Source organism: Streptomyces sp. NPDC088747 (assembly GCF_044751025.1).
Lineage (GTDB): Bacteria > Actinomycetota > Actinomycetes > Streptomycetales > Streptomycetaceae > Streptomyces.
Genome location: NZ_JBIVKZ010000031.1, coordinates 1 through 16701, shown reverse-complemented (window position 1 = coordinate 16701; position 16701 = coordinate 1). Strand labels below are relative to the sequence as shown.

Sequence of the window (16701 nt, the reverse complement as noted above, 5' to 3'; positions counted from 1 at the left end):
GGGTCTGGGGGCGGCAGCCCCCGGATACGGGACGGGAAGGGGCGGAGGGGGCGAAAACCCCCCGCCCACCCGGGGATCACAAAAGCAGGAGGACCCCGTGCCCGAGGGGCACACGATTCACCGCCTGGCCAAGGACTACGCGGCCAGATTCACCGGCACCCCCACCCGCGTAACCAGCCCACAGGGCAAGTTCGCGGACGCCGCCGCCCTCCTCGACGGCACCGCCTTCGCGTCCGCCGACGCCCACGGCAAACACCTCTTCCTGCACTTCGGCGCCGAGGACTGGATCCACATCCACCTCGGCCTCTTCGGCAAGGTCACCTTCGGCGACGCCCCCGCACCCCCGCCCACCGACACCGTCCGGCTCCGCCTCGCGAACCCCACCGGCTACGTCGACCTCCGCGGCCCCACCACCTGCGCCCTGATCACGGACGACGAGAAGCGGGCCATCCACGCCCGCCTCGGCCCCGACCCGCTGCGCCCGGACGCCGACCCGTCGACCGCGTACGAACGGATCGCCCGCAGCCGTACGACGATCGCCGCCCTCCTCATGGACCAGAAGGTCATCGCGGGCGTCGGCAACGTCTACCGCGCCGAAGTCCTCTTCCGGCACGGCATCGACCCGTACCGGGCGGGCAAGGACATCACTCCCGCCGAGTGGGACGCGATCTGGACGGACCTGGTGGACCTCATGCGCGAGGGCGTCCGCAACAACCGCATCGACACCGTCCGCCCGGAACACACCCCCGAAGCCATGGGGCGCCCGCCGCGCGTCGACGACCACGGCGGCGAGGTCTACGTCTACCGCAGGGCCCAACTGCCCTGCCACATCTGTGGCGGCGAGATCCGCACCGCCGGTCTCGCCGCCCGCAACCTCTTCTGGTGCCCGGACTGCCAGCGCTCCTAGCGCCTGCCCGGCAACTCCCCGCCGCCCCGCCCACTGTGGGGCTAGAAGCCGTGCGGCAGCCAGGGGGCGACCGGCGAGGTGAAGCCCACCGACGCCTCGGTCAGCGCCCCCTGCCGCAGCTCCCGGACCAGCCCGGCCGCGCCGAGCGAGGCGAGGGAGATCCCGCCGAGGTAGGCCGACCCCAACTCCTTGACGGACAGGGCGAGATCGGCCGGATCGTCGGTGCGCACGCAGGACGCGCCCTTCGGGTCCCCCGACAGCCGCCAACGCCCTTCGTTCCAGGGGCAGAACGCGTCCTCGACCTCGAACACCAGGTCCACCGGCGCCTGATACGTCCGGGCCTCCAGCGCGGCGCCGACATCGACGAGCCGCACATGCAGCGCGTCCCTCAGCCGCAGACCGCAGCGCCGGATGTCGGAGACCATGTGCTGCCAGGACTCGTCGACGGGACGGCCGCGGGTGCGGAGCGTCGCGGTCAGGTCGATGTCGAAGAGGAACCGCCACAGCGCGGCCCGCGCCGCCGGGTCGAGCCCTTCCAGGTCCTCCACGACGACGTTGCCCTTGGGCCCGCCCTCGTCCCACTCCGGCTTGACGCGGAACCGGCTGTAACCCACCACCTCGCCGTCCCGCTCGGCGACCACGCACTGCATCGGCGACGCGCCGCCCCGGTCGCTCTCCGGGTCGAGCAGCCGCTCCCGCTCCCAGCCCGGCTGCCGCGCCAGCATGCCCGGACGCCCCGGCACCAACCGCGCGTACACCGCCTCGCACGCGTCCAGCACCTCGGCCGGCGGCGCGTACCGCAGCAGTACGTCGTCCGTGCCGGGCGGCACGGACAGTCGTACGCGGCTGGTGTCGATCTCGGCGTTCAGCGCGTACGTCCCGATGCCGTAGCCGAACCGGCCGTAGATCTCCGGCTCCGACGCGGTCAGGACCGCCAGCGGCTCGCCCCAGGAACGGATGTCGTCCAGCTGGCGGCGCATCATCGACCGCAGCACACCGCGCCTGCGGTGCGTGGCCGCGACGCTCACCATCGTGATGCCCGCGGCCGGTACGGAGGCGCCGCCCGGCACCGTGACCCGGAAACTGAAGGCACCCGCGGTGCCCACCACCTGGTCACTGTCCCAAACTCCGATGAAACGGTCGTATTCTGTCAGCGCGTTGTAGAGTTCGCGCTCCTCGGACGACTCCGGCACTCCGCCGAAGGCGCGGATGAGGTTGTCGTACCACGCGTTCCACTCGGTCTGCTGAAGTACCCGCACGTCAGTCGTCATAGGCCATGCCTACCAGGGCATTGCGGTACGGGCCAGGGAATTTCTTCGCGTCGCCGCGGACGTTCCGTACGCGGACCCGTGTGACGGCTTCCAGGGCGTTCACCGGACGCCTTCCCGCGGATTTCACTGTGAAGTTGAGCGCTCGGACGGGGGACAAGTGGGACCTCCCGTGCCAAGCACCTGGTCCGATGGATAGGGTCCCGAACTAATGGCAGCAGGACGAGAGCGGCGCGCTGAAGCCGATACGTTCACGGCCCGGTTGAAGAAGCAGGTGCACCGGGCACGCACAGGCCTGCGCAGATCCGCCGTGGACTACTTCCGCGGTGACGGTTCGGACTGGATCGCGCTGGCGGGTCTGCTGCTGACGATCCCGGTGATCGCGGCCACGACGCTGGTCAACTCGGTGTGGATCTCACCCGCGGTGCTGGTCCTGCCGATCGTGGCGGGCGGCCTGCTGCTGCGCCCCGCCAGCCTGCTGAGCCTGTACGCCGCGGCCGCCACCGCCCTGATAGTGGAGTCCGTGAAGCTCGGCCCGTACACGGAGGGCCCAGCCAGAGTCACGCCGGGTGTGGTCCTCGTCGTCGCGGCCTGCGGCTTCTTCGGTCTGCTGATCGCGCAGTTCCGCAGCCGGGTGGGAGTGCCGTGGCGACGCGGCGGCACCATGCTCTTCGACCTGCGCGAGCGCATCCGGGTGCAGAGCAAGCTCCCGCAGCTGCCGCTGGGCTGGCACCGGGAGATGGCGCTGCGCCCGGCCGGCGGGCAGTCGTTCTCCGGCGACTTCGTGGTCGCGGCGCGGACGAACGGCGGCCGGACCATGGAGGTCGTGCTGACCGACGTCTCGGGCAAGGGCATGGACGCGGGCTCCCGCGCCCTGCTGCTGTCCGGAGCCTTCGGCGGCCTGCTCGGTTCGCTGCCCCCGCACGCCTTCCTCCCCGCCGCGAACGGCTACCTCCTGCGCCAGGACTGGGACGAGGGCTTCGCCACCTCGATCCACCTGGTCCTCGACCTCGACTCCGGCGACTACGAACTCTTCTCCGCGGGACACCCGCCCGGCCTCCAGCTCAGCGCCGGCAACGGCCGCTGGGAGGAGAAGGCCGCCGAGGGCCCGCTCCTCGGGGTGTACGACGGCGCCCAGTTCGACCCCGTCAAGGGCTCCCTGCGCCCCGGCGACGTCCTCATGCTCTTCACCGACGGTCTCGTGGAGACCTCGGAGCGCGACATCGTGGAGGGCATCGACCGCCTCACCGGTGAGGCCGACCGTTATGTCGCGGGCGGCTTCCACGGCGCGGCCTGGCACCTGATCGAGGCCGTCGCCAAGGACGTCAACGACGACAGGGCGCTGCTGCTCATCTGCCGCGAGGGCGGCCCGGCCGCACCCGCGGCGATCGTCTGAGAAGTCTCTTCCAGCCCGTCCGGCGCTTGAGGACGAGCGCGAAGCGCGGCGGCGGGGGCCTGGGGGCGCAGCCCCCGGAAACGGGAAGGGAAGGGGCGGAGGGGGCGAAAACCCCTGAGACTGCACCCCCGTCCGACCCCCCACAGCACCCCCAGGGAGCGACACTGTTCCCGTGACGCGAACTCTCCTGACCCTGGCCGAAGTCGAGGCCCTCGCCCGCAAGGCGCACGCCGCCCAGACCGACAAGGCCGGGCGGCCCTACGCCGAGCACCTCCAGGCCGTCGCGGAGGGCGTACGCGAACGCGGCGGTGACGACGAACAGATAGCGGCGGCCTGGCTGCACGACGCGGTCGAGGACGACGCGCTGTCGCAGGAGTGGCTGAGCGAGGCCGCCCTGACGGACCGCACGAAGGACATCGTGCTGGCGCTCACCAAGCGGGAGGGCGAGGCCCCCGAGTCGTACGCGAAACGTATCCGCACGACCTCGGGCGCCCTCCTGGTGAAGGCCTCGGACCTGGCGCACAACGCCGACCCGGCCCGCCTCGCGGTCCTCGACGAACACACCAGGGCCCGGCTGACGAAGAAGTACGCCTCGATGCGCGCACTGCTGGGTCTCGCTCCCTGAGGTCCCGTCCCGGCCCGCGGCAAAGCCCTGCCGCCGGCTAGGACCTGCCGGCTCCGACCCGCTCACGGGCGATCTCCGTCGCGTCCCGCTTGAAGGCCCACGCCATCCTGGGCTCCATCGCGAAGCGGAAGACGCGCTGGACGGGCGGGGTGCACAGCAGGGTCACGACCGTGGCGGCGACCAGCGTCACGAAGGCCTGACCGAGCGGCTCGTGCAGCCACCCGCGGTCGAACCAGCCCCAGTAGACGCCGCCCTTGATCAGGAAGCCGTGCAGCAGATAGCCGTACAGCGTGCCGGCGCCGAGCGCCGTGAACCACGTTCTGCGGCGCGGCACCCACGAGAAGAAGCACGCGGTGAGCAGCAGCGAGCAGGCGAACAGCACGAGGACCATCACGGGTCCGGTCCACCACGGGACGCCGAACTCCTGCGCGCTGTCGCGGTGGTAGAACCAGCCGGTGCTCATCCGCGGCACCGCCCAGTAGCCGACCGCCAGCGCGGCGGCGAAGACCGGGACCGACAGGATCCGGACCTCACGCCGGCGCATCAGCTGGAAGTGCTCCGGCTTCATGTACAGGCCCAGCACGAAGAACGGCAGGAACTGCAGCACGCGCTGGAGGTCCAGGTCGTCGCCGATGTCCGGTGAGACGCTCGCGAGCATGGCGATAAGGAGCGCGACCGGGAGCGGCCACCGCACCAGCTTCCACAGCGGTGTCGTCAGCCGCCAGACGAAGAGCGCGACCAGGAACCAGGTGAGGTACAGGGGGTCGAGCAGGCTGATCGCCTGCCCGGGGTCGTCGTCGGCCCAGCGGGTGAAGAGGGAGTAGGCCACTTCGAAGACGACGTACGGCACGGCGACACCGGTCACCAGCCGCTTGAGCCGGTCGGCCCGCATGTCGAAACCGCGTGAGAAGTAGCCGGAGATGAGGATGAACGCCGGCATGTGGAAGGCGTACACGACCGTGTACAGCGCTTCCAGGGCGCGGCTGTGGCTCTTCACCGGCTCCCACGAGTGACCGATGGCGACGAGCACGATCGCCAGGTACTTGGCGTTGTCGAAGAACGCGTCGCGTTGCTTCGCGGGCTTGGCGGGCGCGGTGCCCGGGGCGGCGGAAGCCGCATCCGCCCCCGGTGATGCCGGGGAGGACCGCGGACCCGGCACTCCCCGCGTCGGCTGCCGCGCCGGGGGAAGCGGGATGCCGAGCGGGCCTTGCGGTCGTAGCGAGTTCGTCACAGTTTCTCCGGCCGAGAAGTCGGGGAGACGATTCGTGACCTCGCTGCGCATACGGGGGACGTGGCGGCGTGGAACATCTGAGGCACCCTAGCGTCGTCTGTGCGTGCTCGTAAAACTGTCGTCGTGAAGTCTGCCCATTGCCCGCGTATACCCAGGATCCGCGGATACTCACTACCTGAATCGTCAGGGCCTTCAGACGTCGATCCGCTTACCGCATGCGGCTGTTACGTCCTGATTCATCCCGACTAAATGGTGCATAAGGTCCGCGGGCGACTCTGAAGATATGTCCGGTTCATTGGTCTTTAACGGCCCGCCCGTGACGCCTTCGATGCGCCTGTGACGGCAATTGGAATTACCTGCGAACGGGATGTGTGGACATGGAAACGATCGCCCTGAATTCCCTATGAGGTCGCACCGTCCAATTGCTCTGCGCGGTACCGCCGTTCAGTCCGCGACGGGGGTAACGGCCGTACAGGGGACGCCTGTCCGTGACCAACGATGTGTCACCCGCGGCATACGGGAGCCGGGTTGGTGGCACGATGGTTCTGGCGGGGGTGTGCGGGGCTGCACCTCCGGGCCGGGAGAGCGGACCGACCGTAGGGTGTGATCAGTTGTGGCCATTTCGCTGTCAGTGGTGCTCCTGTTGGCGATCGTCCTGGTGGTGTTGATCCGAGGGGGATCGATCAAGCCGGGGCCAGCAGTGGTGGCGGTGCTCTTCGGCTTCTTCCTCGCCTCGACAGGTATGGCCGACGACATACAGCGGTTCCTCAACTCCCTCGCGGAGACCATCAACTCCATCCAGTTCTGAGCGGCGGGCCCCGCCCGGCGGCGAACGCCGGGCCGCGGTGCCCTCCTACGCCCCTCCGCGGACACCGCCGAGGGGCATGCCACCTGCCGCGGATTGGCCCTCCCTCGGCAACGACGTGCCCGGTGACACTCGGGACCCGACGCCGTACGTGGAGGAGCTGTGATGCAGGTAGCCGTGGTCACTTTCGACGGGTTCAACGAACTCGACAGTTTCATCGCCTCGGCGCTGATCAACCGATGCCGCAAGGACGGCCTCGAAGCCTTCATCACGACGCCGACGCCCGTGGTCACCTCCATGGGCGGTGTCGAGGTGACGGGCCAGCGCCCGATGGAGTTCCTGCCCGAGGCCGACGTCGTGCTGATCGGCAGCGGGGTGCGGACGCGTGAGGTGGTCGCCGACGACCACCTGGTCTCCCGGCTCTCGCTCGACCCCGCACGGCAGCTGATCGGCGCGCAGTGCTCCGGCGCGCTGGTGCTCGCCCGGCTGGGACTGCTGGGCGCCATGCCGGTCAGCACGGACATGACGAGCCGGCCCTTCGTCGAGGCCTGCGGAGTCACCGTGCTGGACGCGCCGTTCCACGCCGAGGGGAACATCGCCACGGCGGGCGGCTGCCTGGCGTCCCAGTACCTCGCCACATGGGTGATCGCCCGGACCCTCGGGGACGACGCCGCCCGCGACGTCATGGACTACGTGGCCCCGGTCGGCGAGAACGAGGAGACCGTCGCACGGGCCATGCGTGCCGTCCACGCGGGGGAGGCCGCCCTGCGCTGACGCGGGGCACCACGGACCGGACTCCGCCCCCGCAACCGACAAGGGCCAGGCGGAGATTCGATCTCTGCCTGGCCCTACGTCATATGGAGCGGGCGACGGGAATCGAACCCGCGTAGCTAGTTTGGAAGACTAGGGCTCTACCATTGAGCTACGCCCGCACAGCACACACCGCAGGTCACGGACCGCGGTACAGAGAGCATCGTAGCGGGTCGCACCCCCTCGTCGCACACCCCGTTACGTGTCCCCTGCACGCTCCGGAAGGCGGCAGCCGTACCCGCCGGGGGCATGTACCCTACGTGTCGCACCGACGGGGTGTGGCGCAGCTTGGTAGCGCGTCCGCTTTGGGAGCGGAAGGCCGTGGGTTCAAATCCCGCCACCCCGACCACCGTGCCGGACCAGTGAGCCGGACGATCGCCGACATCACCTTTTGGGGCGTGTACCGCCTGCGGTTACTATGCAAGCTGCGCGCCCGTGTGTCTGCACTGTGTACGACGTCTCTCAAGGGCCGCGAAATCCGCCCAAGGCTCTGCCCTGCACGGCAGCAGCACGCAGCAGAACCCCCAAGAAGTCAGCCACAAGGAGACCGAACCGTGAAGAGCGCCGTGGAGACCCTGAACCCGACTCGGGTTCGGCTCAGCATCGAGGTGCCCTTCGAGGAGCTCAAGGACAGCCTCGACGCGGCGTACAAGAAGATCAACCAGCAGGTCACGGTGAAGGGGTTCCGGAAGGGCAAGATCCCGGCGCGCGTCATCGACCAGCGGTTCGGTCGCGGCGCCGTGCTGGAGGAGGCCGTCAACGACGCGCTCCCGAAGTTCTACACCGAAGCGGTCAACGAGGCTGAGCTGAACGTCCTCGGCCAGCCCGAGGTCGACATCACCGACCTGAAGGACGGCGAGACGCTGAACTTCACCGCTGAGGTCGACGTCCGCCCGAGCATCGAGATCCCGGACTACTCCGGCATCGAGGTCGAGGTCGACGCCGTCGAGGTCACCGACGAGGACATCGAGAAGGCCGTCACCGAACTGCGCGAGCGCTTCGCCTCGACCTCCCCGGTCGAGCGCGCCGCCCAGGACGGCGACGTCGTCACCCTCGACCTGACGGCCAAGGTCGACGGAGAGGTGCTGGAGGACGGCATCGCCTCCGACGTCTCCTACACCATCGGCTCCGGCGAGCTGCTGGACGGCATCGACGAGGCCGTGAAGGGCCTGGAGGCCGGTGGCGAGGCCACCTTCGCCTCCGAGCTCAAGGGCGGCTCGGCGGCCGGCAAGGAGGCCGAGGTCACCGTCAAGGTGTCCCAGGTCGCCGCGCGCGAACTGCCCGAGCTGGACGACGACTTCGCGCAGCTCGCCTCCGAGTTCGACACCATCGAGGAGCTGAAGGCCGACAGCCGCAAGCGCCTGGAGAACATGAAGCAGTACGACCAGGCCACGCAGGCCCAGGAGCGCGTGCTGGAGAAGCTGCTCGAACTGGTCGAGATCCCGGTCCCCGAGAAGCTGCTCGCGGACGAGATCAACACCCGTAAGCACAACCTCGAGCACCACCAGCTCGGTCAGATGGGCCTCGACCTCGACAAGTACCTGGAGATCCAGGGCAAGACGGCCGAGGAGTTCGACACCGAGACCGAGGAAGCCGCGGTCAAGGGCATCAAGACGCAGTTCGTCCTGGACGAGCTCGTCAACAAGGAGAAGCTGAACGTCAGCCAGGAGGAGCTCACCGAGCACCTCATGCGGCGTGCGGCCTCCTCCGGCATGTCCCCGGACCAGTTCGCCCAGGCCGTCGTCGAAGGCGGCCAGGTCCCGATGCTGGTCGGCGAGGTCGCCCGCGGCAAGGCCCTCGCGGTCGTCGTCGAGGCCGCCGTCGTCAAGGACACCAACGGCGAGGTCGTCGACCTCGACGACGAGGACGAGGACGAGGCTCCCGCCGCGGCCACCGACGGCGACGCCGTCGAGGCCCCCACCGAGGAGAAGCCCGAGGCCTGACCGCCCCGCTCTCAACACCACGACGGGCCCCCGGGGACTTCCAGCCCCCGGGGGCCCGTCGTCCTGCAGGGCCGCGAGGACCCTGCGAGCCGCACCCGCCGACGATCCGCCCCCGGCAGTCGCGTCCGCGGCTGTAGGGGCGCGAGGAACTGCGCGAGCAACCGTCCACGGGCCGCACTCGCCGATGGACCGCGCGCGGCAGTCGCGTCTGCGGGCTCGTGGGGGCTGGCCGCGCAGTTCCCCGCGCCCCTGCCGGGGCCACGACAGTCCCCGGGGACTGCTTGCCCCCGGGGCGCGTCGCTTTGTAGGGGCGCGGGGAACTGCGCGAGCAACCGTCCACGGGCCGCACTCGCCGATGGACCGCCCGTGGCAGTCGCGTCTGCGGCTCGTGGGGGCTGGCCGCGCAGTTCCCCGCGCCCCTTGCGGGGCCGCGGTTGTAGGGGCGCGGGGAACTGCGCGAGCAACCGTCCACAGGCCGCACCCGCCGATGGACCGCCCGTGGCAGTCGCGTCTGCGGCCCGTGCGGGCTGGCCGCGCAGTTCCCTGCGCCCCTGGCGGGGGCACGGCGGACCCCGGGGCAAGCCCCTGCGAGCCGCACTCGCCGATGGTCCGCCCCCGGCAGTCGCGTCCCCGGCCCGTGGGTGCGGCCCACGCAAGTTCCCCGCACCCCCCGGGCCGGGGTCCACTGAACCCCCGCTCAAGCCAGCGCAGCGCATGCGCTCACAGCGAACAGTTCCATCTGCGGGATTCCCCGGAGGGACCCGCGCGTTAGGGTCCATGAAGACGAGGGCAGGGGAGTCCCCGAAGCCGCCCGGAGGCGGAGTACAGCCGCTCCCATGGCGGTGTGTACCGGGGTCCCACGCCCCAGCAGAAGACGTGAGACGGCCCGGCGCCGTCGTAAGACGAGCAGGTGGATACGTGACGAATCTGATGCCCACAGCTGCCGGCGACCCCATCGGTGGTGGCCTCGGCGACCAGGTCTACAACCGACTGCTCGGCGAGCGGATCATCTTCCTCGGCCAGGCGGTCGACGATGACATCGCCAACAAGATCACGGCCCAGCTCCTTCTCCTGGCCTCCGACCCGGACAAGGACATCTTTCTCTACATCAACAGCCCCGGCGGCTCGATCACCGCCGGCATGGCGATCTACGACACCATGCAGTACATCAAGAACGACGTGGTGACCATCGCCATGGGCATGGCGGCCTCGATGGGCCAGTTCCTGCTCAGCGCCGGCACCCCCGGCAAGCGTTTCGCGCTGCCGAACGCCGAGATCCTGATCCACCAGCCCTCGGCCGGCCTCGCCGGTTCCGCGTCGGACATCAAGATCCACGCCGAGCGGCTGCTGCACACCAAGAAGCGGATGGCGGAGCTGACCGCCTTCCACACGGGCCAGACCGTCGAGCAGGTCACCCGCGACTCGGACCGCGACCGCTGGTTCGACCCGGTGGAGGCCAAGGAGTACGGCCTCATCGACGACATCATGCCCACCGCGTCCGCCATGCCGGGCGGCGGCGGCACCGGGGCGGCGTAAGCCCCTCAGCGCCCCTCAGGGCGGCGCGGGCCTCTCATCCGCCCCCAGGGGCGGCGCAGGCGTCCCAGCGCCTCCAGCCGACCGCCTCAGCCCTTTATCAGGCTCTTCAGGAGACACAGTGAACGACTTCCCCGGCAGCGGCCTCTTCGCCCGCACGCAGGCCGAGTACACCGGTCCTCGCGCGGAGTCCCGCTACGTCATCCCGCGCTTCGTCGAGCGCACATCGCAGGGCGTGCGCGAGTACGACCCGTACGCGAAGCTGTTCGAGGAGCGCGTCATCTTCCTCGGCGTGCAGATCGACGACGCCTCCGCCAACGACGTCATGGCACAGCTGCTGTGCCTGGAGTCGATGGACCCCGACCGTGACATCTCGGTCTACATCAACAGCCCCGGTGGCTCATTCACGGCACTCACGGCCATCTACGACACGATGCAGTTCGTGAAGCCGGACGTTCAGACGGTCTGCATGGGACAGGCTGCCTCGGCCGCCGCGATCCTGCTCGCCGCCGGAACGCCCGGCAAGCGCATGGCACTTCCGAACGCGCGCGTGCTGATCCACCAGCCGTACAGTGAGACCGGTCGCGGGCAGGTCTCCGACCTTGAAATCGCCGCGAACGAGATCCTTCGGATGCGTGCGCAGCTCGAAGACATGCTGGCCAAGCACTCGACCACGCCGATCGAGAAGATCCGCGAGGACATCGAGCGCGACAAGATCCTCACCGCTGAGGACGCGCTCTCGTACGGCCTGATCGACCAGATCATCTCCACCCGGAAGATGAACAACAACGCGGTCGTCTGACGTATCCCTGTAGCATCTGCCGCTCCTTGGCGCGGTTCACGACAAAGTGAACCGCGCCAAGGGGGGCCCGAACGGGGGGCTCGGCAAGGTACCGTCGGACATAAGGCAGCACCAGGAGCCGCTGGACCTAGGCGTCTCCCAGGCGAAGGGGAAGCACACCGTGGCACGCATCGGTGACGGCGGCGATCTGCTCAAGTGCTCGTTCTGTGGCAAGAGCCAGAAGCAGGTCAAGAAGCTCATCGCAGGCCCTGGTGTGTACATCTGCGACGAGTGCATCGATCTCTGCAACGAGATCATCGAGGAAGAGCTCGCGGAGACGAGCGAGGTCCGCTGGGAAGAACTTCCCAAGCCTCGCGAGATCTACGAGTTCCTCGAGGGGTACGTCGTAGGCCAGGAGCCGGCCAAGAAGGCGCTCTCGGTCGCGGTGTACAACCACTACAAGCGGGTCCAGGCCGGTGAGCACAGCGCGGGTCAGAACCGCGAGGACGCCATCGAGTTGGCGAAGTCCAACATCCTGCTCCTCGGCCCGACGGGGTCCGGCAAGACCCTGCTCGCCCAGACGCTGGCCCGCATGCTGAACGTGCCGTTCGCCATCGCGGACGCGACGGCGCTGACGGAGGCCGGGTACGTCGGCGAGGACGTCGAGAACATCCTGCTGAAGCTCATCCAGGCAGCGGACTACGACGTCAAGAAGGCCGAGACCGGCATCATCTACATCGACGAGATCGACAAGGTCGCGCGGAAGAGCGAGAACCCCTCGATCACCCGTGACGTGTCGGGCGAGGGCGTCCAGCAGGCCCTGCTGAAGATCCTCGAGGGCACCACGGCCTCGGTCCCGCCGCAGGGCGGACGCAAGCACCCGCACCAGGAGTTCATCCAGATCGACACGACGAACGTGCTGTTCATCGTGGGCGGCGCCTTCTCGGGCCTGGAGAAGCTCATCGAGTCGCGGGCGGGAGCGAAGGGCATCGGCTTCGGCGCCACCATCCGCTCCAAGCGTGAGCTGGAGGCCAAGGACCAGTTCGAGGACGTCATGCCCGAGGACCTGGTCAAGTTCGGCATGATCCCCGAGTTCATCGGCCGCCTCCCGGTCATCACCTCGGTCCACAACCTGGACCGCGAGGCCCTCCTCCAGATCCTCGTCGAGCCCCGCAACGCACTGGTCAAGCAGTACCAGCGCCTCTTCGAACTCGACGGCGTGGAGCTGGACTTCGAGCGCGAGGCCCTCGAAGCCATCGCCGACCAGGCGATCCTCCGCCAGACCGGCGCCCGCGGCCTGCGCGCCATCATGGAGGAAGTCCTCATGTCCGTGATGTACGAGGTCCCGTCCCGCAAGGACGTCGCCCGAGTCGTCATCACCTCGGAGGTCGTCCGCTCGAACGTCAACCCGACCCTGATCCCGCGGGACGCCCGCGGCCGCGGCCCGGGCGAGCAGAAGACGGCGTAACCGCGCACGCACACACACGACGAAGGGGCCCCGGTCAACCGACCGGGGCCCCTTCGTGGTTGATCGTGGTCGATCCGCGGGCGTCAGGCCTTGACGCGAACTTCCTTGCGCAGCTTGGCGGCTGTGTCGGCCACCTCCGCGGGGTCGGCGCCCTTGCCGGCGGCGATGTCCGAGAACTCCATCGGCATCACGAAGCCGAGCGTGCTGTGGTCACCCCACACGCAGTAGGTGACGTTCATCTCCGTCGGCTCGCCCGTCCCCGCACCGGAGTTGTCCAGCTTGGCCTCCTGGCACTTCAGGATGGCGCCGTCCAGCGAGCTGGGCGTGTACTCCTTCGGGCTGCCGACCATCGTGACGTCTTCGTCCTTGGAGTCCTTCTTCATGTAGGCGAAGAACCCGTCGACCGCCTTCTCCGGGTCGTCGATCTCCCCGTAGACCCCGCCGAACGAGAGCAGTTTCCCGGCCAGCGGGTTGGAGGCGTCCTCACCCGACTGGTAGTTGGCGCTGACGTCCTTGGGGTTCTTGATTCCCCAGTTGTCCTCGGCGTCCTTGAGCTCCGACGCGGTCATGCCGTCGCCGCTCTCGCCCTCGGCCTTCTTGTACTCCGTGAGCACCGTCGCCGGAGTCGTCAGCTTGTGCGGGCCGTCGTCCGCGATGTCGGAGCCGCCGCCGCTGCTGCCGAGGACCAGGTACGCGCCCACCGCGATCGCGGCCACCACGGCGACCGCGCCGATGATGAGGCCGGTCTTCTTGCCGCCGCCGCCGGGCGGGGGCGGCTGCGGGGCGCCGTAGGGCTGCTGGCCGTACTGCTGCTGGCCGTAGGGCGGGGTCTGCGGCGGGACACCCTGGCCGCCCTGCTGGGGATAGCCGTAGCCGGGCTGCGTGGGGGGAGCCTGCTGGGGGTAGCCGTAGCCGGGCTGAGGGGCGCCGCCCTGCGGCTGCTGGGGCTGCTGGCCGTAGGGGCCCGGCTGACCGTACGGTCCGGGCTGCTGGGGCTGCCCGCCATACGGGCCCGGCTGGTTGTAGCTCATTACTGGGTTCCCCCTCGGATGCTTATGTGTTCCTGACATCCTGGCGCACAGGTCAGGGAGCCAGGCCCCTGGGGGCCGCACCGTTACGAAAGAAACGCGTTTCGGGACACCCCCGTGACGCCTCTAAACTGGCCGGGTGACCGACAACGCTCAGCAGCAGCCACCCGCGCCCACCTCCGATCTGCCGACCCAGTACGCGCCGGCCGAGGTAGAGGGGAAGCTGTACGAGCGCTGGGTCGAGCGGGGTTACTTCACCGCCGACGCGAAGAGCGACAAGCCCGCGTACACCATCGTCATCCCGCCGCCGAACGTCACCGGCTCGCTGCACCTGGGCCACGCCTTCCAGCACACGCTGATGGACGCGCTGACGCGCCGTAAGCGCATGCAGGGCTTCGAGTCGCTGTGGCTGCCGGGCATGGACCACGCCGGCATCGCCACGCAGAACAAGGTCGAGCAGCAGCTCGCCGAGGAGGGCAGGTCCCGGCAGGACCTCGGGCGTGAGGCGTTCGTCGAGCGCGTCTGGCAGTGGAAGGAGGAGTACGGCGGCAAGATCCTCGGGCAGATGCGCCGGCTCGGGGACGGGGTGGACTGGTCGCGCGAGCGGTTCACCATGGACGAGGGCCTGTCGCAGGCCGTCCAGACCATCTTCAAGAAGCTGTACGACGACGAGCTGATCTACCGCGCCGAGCGCATCATCAACTGGTGTCCCCGCTGTCTGACCGCGATCTCCGACATCGAGGTCGAGTACCAGGAGGACGACGGCGAGCTCGTCTCCATCACGTACGGCGAGGGCGACGAGACCCTGGTGGTCGCGACCACCCGTGCCGAGACGATGCTCGGTGACACCGCCGTCGCCGTCCACCCCGACGACGAGCGCTACAAGCACCTCGTCGGCAGGCGGATCAAGCTGCCGCTGACCGACCGCACCATCCCCGTCGTCGCCGACACCCACGTCGACCCGGAGTTCGGCACCGGCGCCGTCAAGGTCACCCCCGCCCACGACCCGAACGACTTCGCCATCGGCCAGCGCCACGGCCTGGAGTCCATCACGGTCATGGACGAGCGGGCGGTCATCACCGTCCACGGCCCCTTCCAGGGACTCGACCGCTTCGAGGCCCGCTCCGCGATCGTCGGCGCACTGCGCTCGCAGGGCCGGATCGTCGCGGAGAAGCGCCCGTACGTCCACAGCGTCGGGCACTGCTCGCGCTGCCGGACCACGATCGAGCCACGGCTGTCCCTTCAGTGGTGGGTCAAGGTCGGCCCGCTCGCGAAGGCGGCCGGTGACGCCGTCCGCGACGGCCGGGTGAAGATCCACCCCGAGGACATGTCGAAGCGGTACTTCGACTGGGTCGACAACCTCAACGACTGGAACATCTCGCGTCAGCTGTGGTGGGGCCACCGCGTCCCGATCTGGTACGGCCCGGACGGCGAGACGGTCTGCGTCGGCCCCGACGAGGAGCCGCCGGGCACGGAGGCCGAGGGCTGGCGCCAGGACACCGACGTCCTCGACACCTGGTTCTCGTCCGGCCTGTGGCCGTTCTCCACGCTCGGCTGGCCCGAACGGACCCCGGATCTGGAGAAGTTCTACCCGACCGACGTCCTCCTCACCGGCCACGACATCATCTTCTTCTGGGTCGCCCGGATGATGATGTTCGGCCTGTACGCGATGGACGGCGAGGTCCCCTTCAAGACCATCGCGCTGACCGGCCTGGTCCGCGACGAGCGCGGCAAGAAGATGTCGAAGTCCTTCGGCAACGTCGTCGACCCGCTCGACTGGATGGACAAGTACGGCTCCGACGCCGTCCGGTTCACCCTCGCCCGCGGCGCCAACCCCGGCACCGACGTGCCGATCGGCGAGGACTGGGTCCAGGCGTCCCGGAACTTCGCCAACAAGATCTGGAACGCCACCCGCTTCGCGCTGATGAACGGCGCGACGGTCCAGGGCCCGCTGCCGGAGGCGTCGAAGCTGTCGGCGACCGACCGCTGGATCCTGTCCCGGCTGAACAAGACCGTCGCCGAAGTCGACGCGTTCTACGACGACTTCCAGTTCGCGAAGCTCTCCGACTCGCTCTACCACTTCGCGTGGGACGAGGTCTTCGACTGGTACGTCGAGCTGTCGAAGACGACGTTCATGGCGGGCGGGGAACCCGCGAAGGTGTCGGGCCGGGTCCTCGGCGAGGTCCTCGACGTGACGCTTCGCCTCCTCCACCCGGTCGTGCCGTTCGTGACGGAGACGCTCTGGACCACCCTCACGGGCGGTGAGTCCGTCGTGATCGCCGAGTGGCCGAAGGACAGCGGCTTCCGTGACGCCGCCGCCGAGCGGGAGATCGAGACGCTCCAGCAGGTCATCACCGAGGTCCGCCGCTTCCGCGCCGACCAGGGTCTCCAGCCCGGTCAGCGTGTCCCGGCCCGGCTGACCCTGGACGGGACCGCGCTATCCCCGCACGAGGCGGCCATCCGGCAGCTGCTGCGTCTCCAGCCCGAGGGCGACGGTTTCTCGGCGACGGCGACGCTGCCGGTGGGTGGCGCGGTCGTCGCGCTCGACCTCTCCGGCACGATCGACGTCGCCGCGGAGCGCAAGCGGCTCGCGAAGGATCTCGCCGCCGCCGAGAAGGAGAAGGCTCAGGCGAACGGCAAGCTCGGCAACGAGGCGTTCCTCGCCAAGGCGCCGGACCAGGTGGTCGACAAGATCCGCACGCGCCTCGCCAAGGCGGACGAGGACATCGCCCGGATCGGGGAGCAGCTGGAGCGGTTGCCGCAGGCGTGACCCGGGGGCGGGGAGGGTGTTTTTCGCCCCCTCCGCCCCTTCCCGTCCCGTCTCTCGGGGGCTCCGCCCCCGAACCCCCGCTCCTCAAACGCCGGAGGGCTGAAATCCTTTTCAGCCCGTCCGGCGTTTGAGGACG

At 69.3% G+C, this 16701-nt stretch carries 13 protein-coding genes and 2 tRNA genes; 11 read left to right on the top strand and 4 right to left on the bottom strand.

Annotation, left to right across the window (positions count from 1 at the left end; translation table 11 throughout):
- Positions 1-97: 97 nt before the first annotated feature.
- Complete coding sequence (locus ACIP79_RS42040; RefSeq protein WP_401233207.1) at positions 98-907, top strand: Fpg/Nei family DNA glycosylase; 810 nt, start codon at positions 98-100, stop codon at positions 905-907.
- Positions 908-948: 41 nt separating this feature from the next.
- On the opposite strand, the gene ACIP79_RS42035 is transcribed toward ACIP79_RS42040, so the two are convergent.
- Positions 949-2178, bottom strand: coding sequence for a GNAT family N-acetyltransferase (locus ACIP79_RS42035; protein WP_401233205.1), 1230 nt, complete (start codon positions 2176-2178; stop codon positions 949-951).
- Between the two features lie 208 nt (positions 2179-2386).
- On the opposite strand from ACIP79_RS42035, the gene ACIP79_RS42030 reads away from it, so the two are divergent.
- Together ACIP79_RS42030 and ACIP79_RS42025 are read left to right on the top strand one after the other, a co-directional pair.
- Positions 2387-3571 carry a PP2C family protein-serine/threonine phosphatase gene (locus ACIP79_RS42030; protein WP_383683175.1) on the top strand — a complete coding sequence of 395 codons (1185 nt, stop codon included), beginning with the start codon at positions 2387-2389 and terminating at the stop codon, positions 3569-3571.
- 172 nt (positions 3572-3743) lie between these two features.
- A complete protein-coding gene (locus tag ACIP79_RS42025) occupies positions 3744-4196 on the top strand; it encodes an HD domain-containing protein (protein ID WP_383683173.1) in 453 nt (150 codons plus the stop codon).
- 37 nt (positions 4197-4233) lie between these two features.
- On the opposite strand, the gene ACIP79_RS42020 is transcribed toward ACIP79_RS42025, so the two are convergent.
- Positions 4234-5427, bottom strand: coding sequence for an acyltransferase family protein (locus ACIP79_RS42020; protein WP_401233201.1), 1194 nt, complete (start codon positions 5425-5427; stop codon positions 4234-4236).
- A 613-nt stretch (positions 5428-6040) separates the two neighbouring features.
- Between ACIP79_RS42020 and ACIP79_RS42015 the strand changes: the two genes are divergently transcribed.
- A complete protein-coding gene (locus tag ACIP79_RS42015) occupies positions 6041-6235 on the top strand; it encodes a hypothetical protein (protein ID WP_383683168.1) in 195 nt (64 codons plus the stop codon).
- Positions 6236-6397: 162 nt separating this feature from the next.
- Positions 6398-7006 (top strand): DJ-1/PfpI family protein, encoded by a 609-nt coding sequence (locus ACIP79_RS42010; protein ID WP_401233197.1) that lies wholly within the window; start codon positions 6398-6400, stop codon positions 7004-7006.
- Positions 7007-7090: 84 nt separating this feature from the next.
- On the opposite strand, the gene ACIP79_RS42005 is transcribed toward ACIP79_RS42010, so the two are convergent.
- Positions 7091-7164 (bottom strand) — tRNA-Gly (locus ACIP79_RS42005).
- Positions 7165-7314: 150 nt separating this feature from the next.
- Between ACIP79_RS42005 and ACIP79_RS42000 the strand changes: the two genes are divergently transcribed.
- The 5 genes from ACIP79_RS42000 to clpX all read left to right on the top strand — a co-directional run bounded on the left by ACIP79_RS42000 (position 7315) and on the right by clpX (position 12767).
- Positions 7315-7391 (top strand) — tRNA-Pro (locus tag ACIP79_RS42000).
- A 205-nt stretch (positions 7392-7596) separates the two neighbouring features.
- A complete protein-coding gene (gene tig / locus ACIP79_RS41995) occupies positions 7597-8985 on the top strand; it encodes a trigger factor (protein WP_401233196.1) in 1389 nt (462 codons plus the stop codon).
- Between the two features lie 930 nt (positions 8986-9915).
- On the top strand, positions 9916-10521 hold the full coding sequence (locus ACIP79_RS41990) for an ATP-dependent Clp protease proteolytic subunit (RefSeq protein WP_401233238.1): 606 nt from the start codon (positions 9916-9918) through the stop codon (positions 10519-10521).
- A gap of 118 nt (positions 10522-10639) precedes the next feature.
- Complete coding sequence (locus ACIP79_RS41985; protein ID WP_401233193.1) at positions 10640-11320, top strand: ATP-dependent Clp protease proteolytic subunit; 681 nt, start codon at positions 10640-10642, stop codon at positions 11318-11320.
- A 160-nt stretch (positions 11321-11480) separates the two neighbouring features.
- Positions 11481-12767 carry an ATP-dependent Clp protease ATP-binding subunit ClpX gene (gene clpX / locus ACIP79_RS41980; protein WP_387187877.1) on the top strand — a complete coding sequence of 429 codons (1287 nt, stop codon included), beginning with the start codon at positions 11481-11483 and terminating at the stop codon, positions 12765-12767.
- Positions 12768-12850: 83 nt separating this feature from the next.
- On the opposite strand, the gene ACIP79_RS41975 is transcribed toward clpX, so the two are convergent.
- On the bottom strand, positions 12851-13798 hold the full coding sequence (locus ACIP79_RS41975; protein WP_401233189.1) for a hypothetical protein: 948 nt from the start codon (positions 13796-13798) through the stop codon (positions 12851-12853).
- Positions 13799-13934: 136 nt separating this feature from the next.
- Here ACIP79_RS41975 and ACIP79_RS41970 point away from each other — a divergent pair, with 136 nt between their 5' ends.
- Positions 13935-16565 (top strand): valine--tRNA ligase, encoded by a 2631-nt coding sequence (locus ACIP79_RS41970; RefSeq protein ID WP_401233187.1) that lies wholly within the window; start codon positions 13935-13937, stop codon positions 16563-16565.
- The last annotated feature ends 136 nt before the right edge of the window (positions 16566-16701 follow it).

What these genes read in the sequence shown, in the direction of transcription:
- ACIP79_RS42010 (WP_401233197.1), top strand. Translation starts at nt 6,398, where the DNA reads ATGCAGGTAGCCGTGGTCACTTTCGACGGGTTCAACGAACTCGACAGT.
- ACIP79_RS42035 (WP_401233205.1), bottom strand. Translation starts at nt 2,178, where the DNA reads ATGACGACTGACGTGCGGGTACTTCAGCAGACCGAGTGGAACGCGTGG.
- ACIP79_RS41975 (WP_401233189.1), bottom strand. Translation starts at nt 13,798, where the DNA reads ATGAGCTACAACCAGCCGGGCCCGTATGGCGGGCAGCCCCAGCAGCCC.
- ACIP79_RS41990 (WP_401233238.1), top strand. Translation starts at nt 9,916, where the DNA reads ATGCCCACAGCTGCCGGCGACCCCATCGGTGGTGGCCTCGGCGACCAG.
- ACIP79_RS42030 (WP_383683175.1), top strand. Translation starts at nt 2,387, where the DNA reads ATGGCAGCAGGACGAGAGCGGCGCGCTGAAGCCGATACGTTCACGGCC.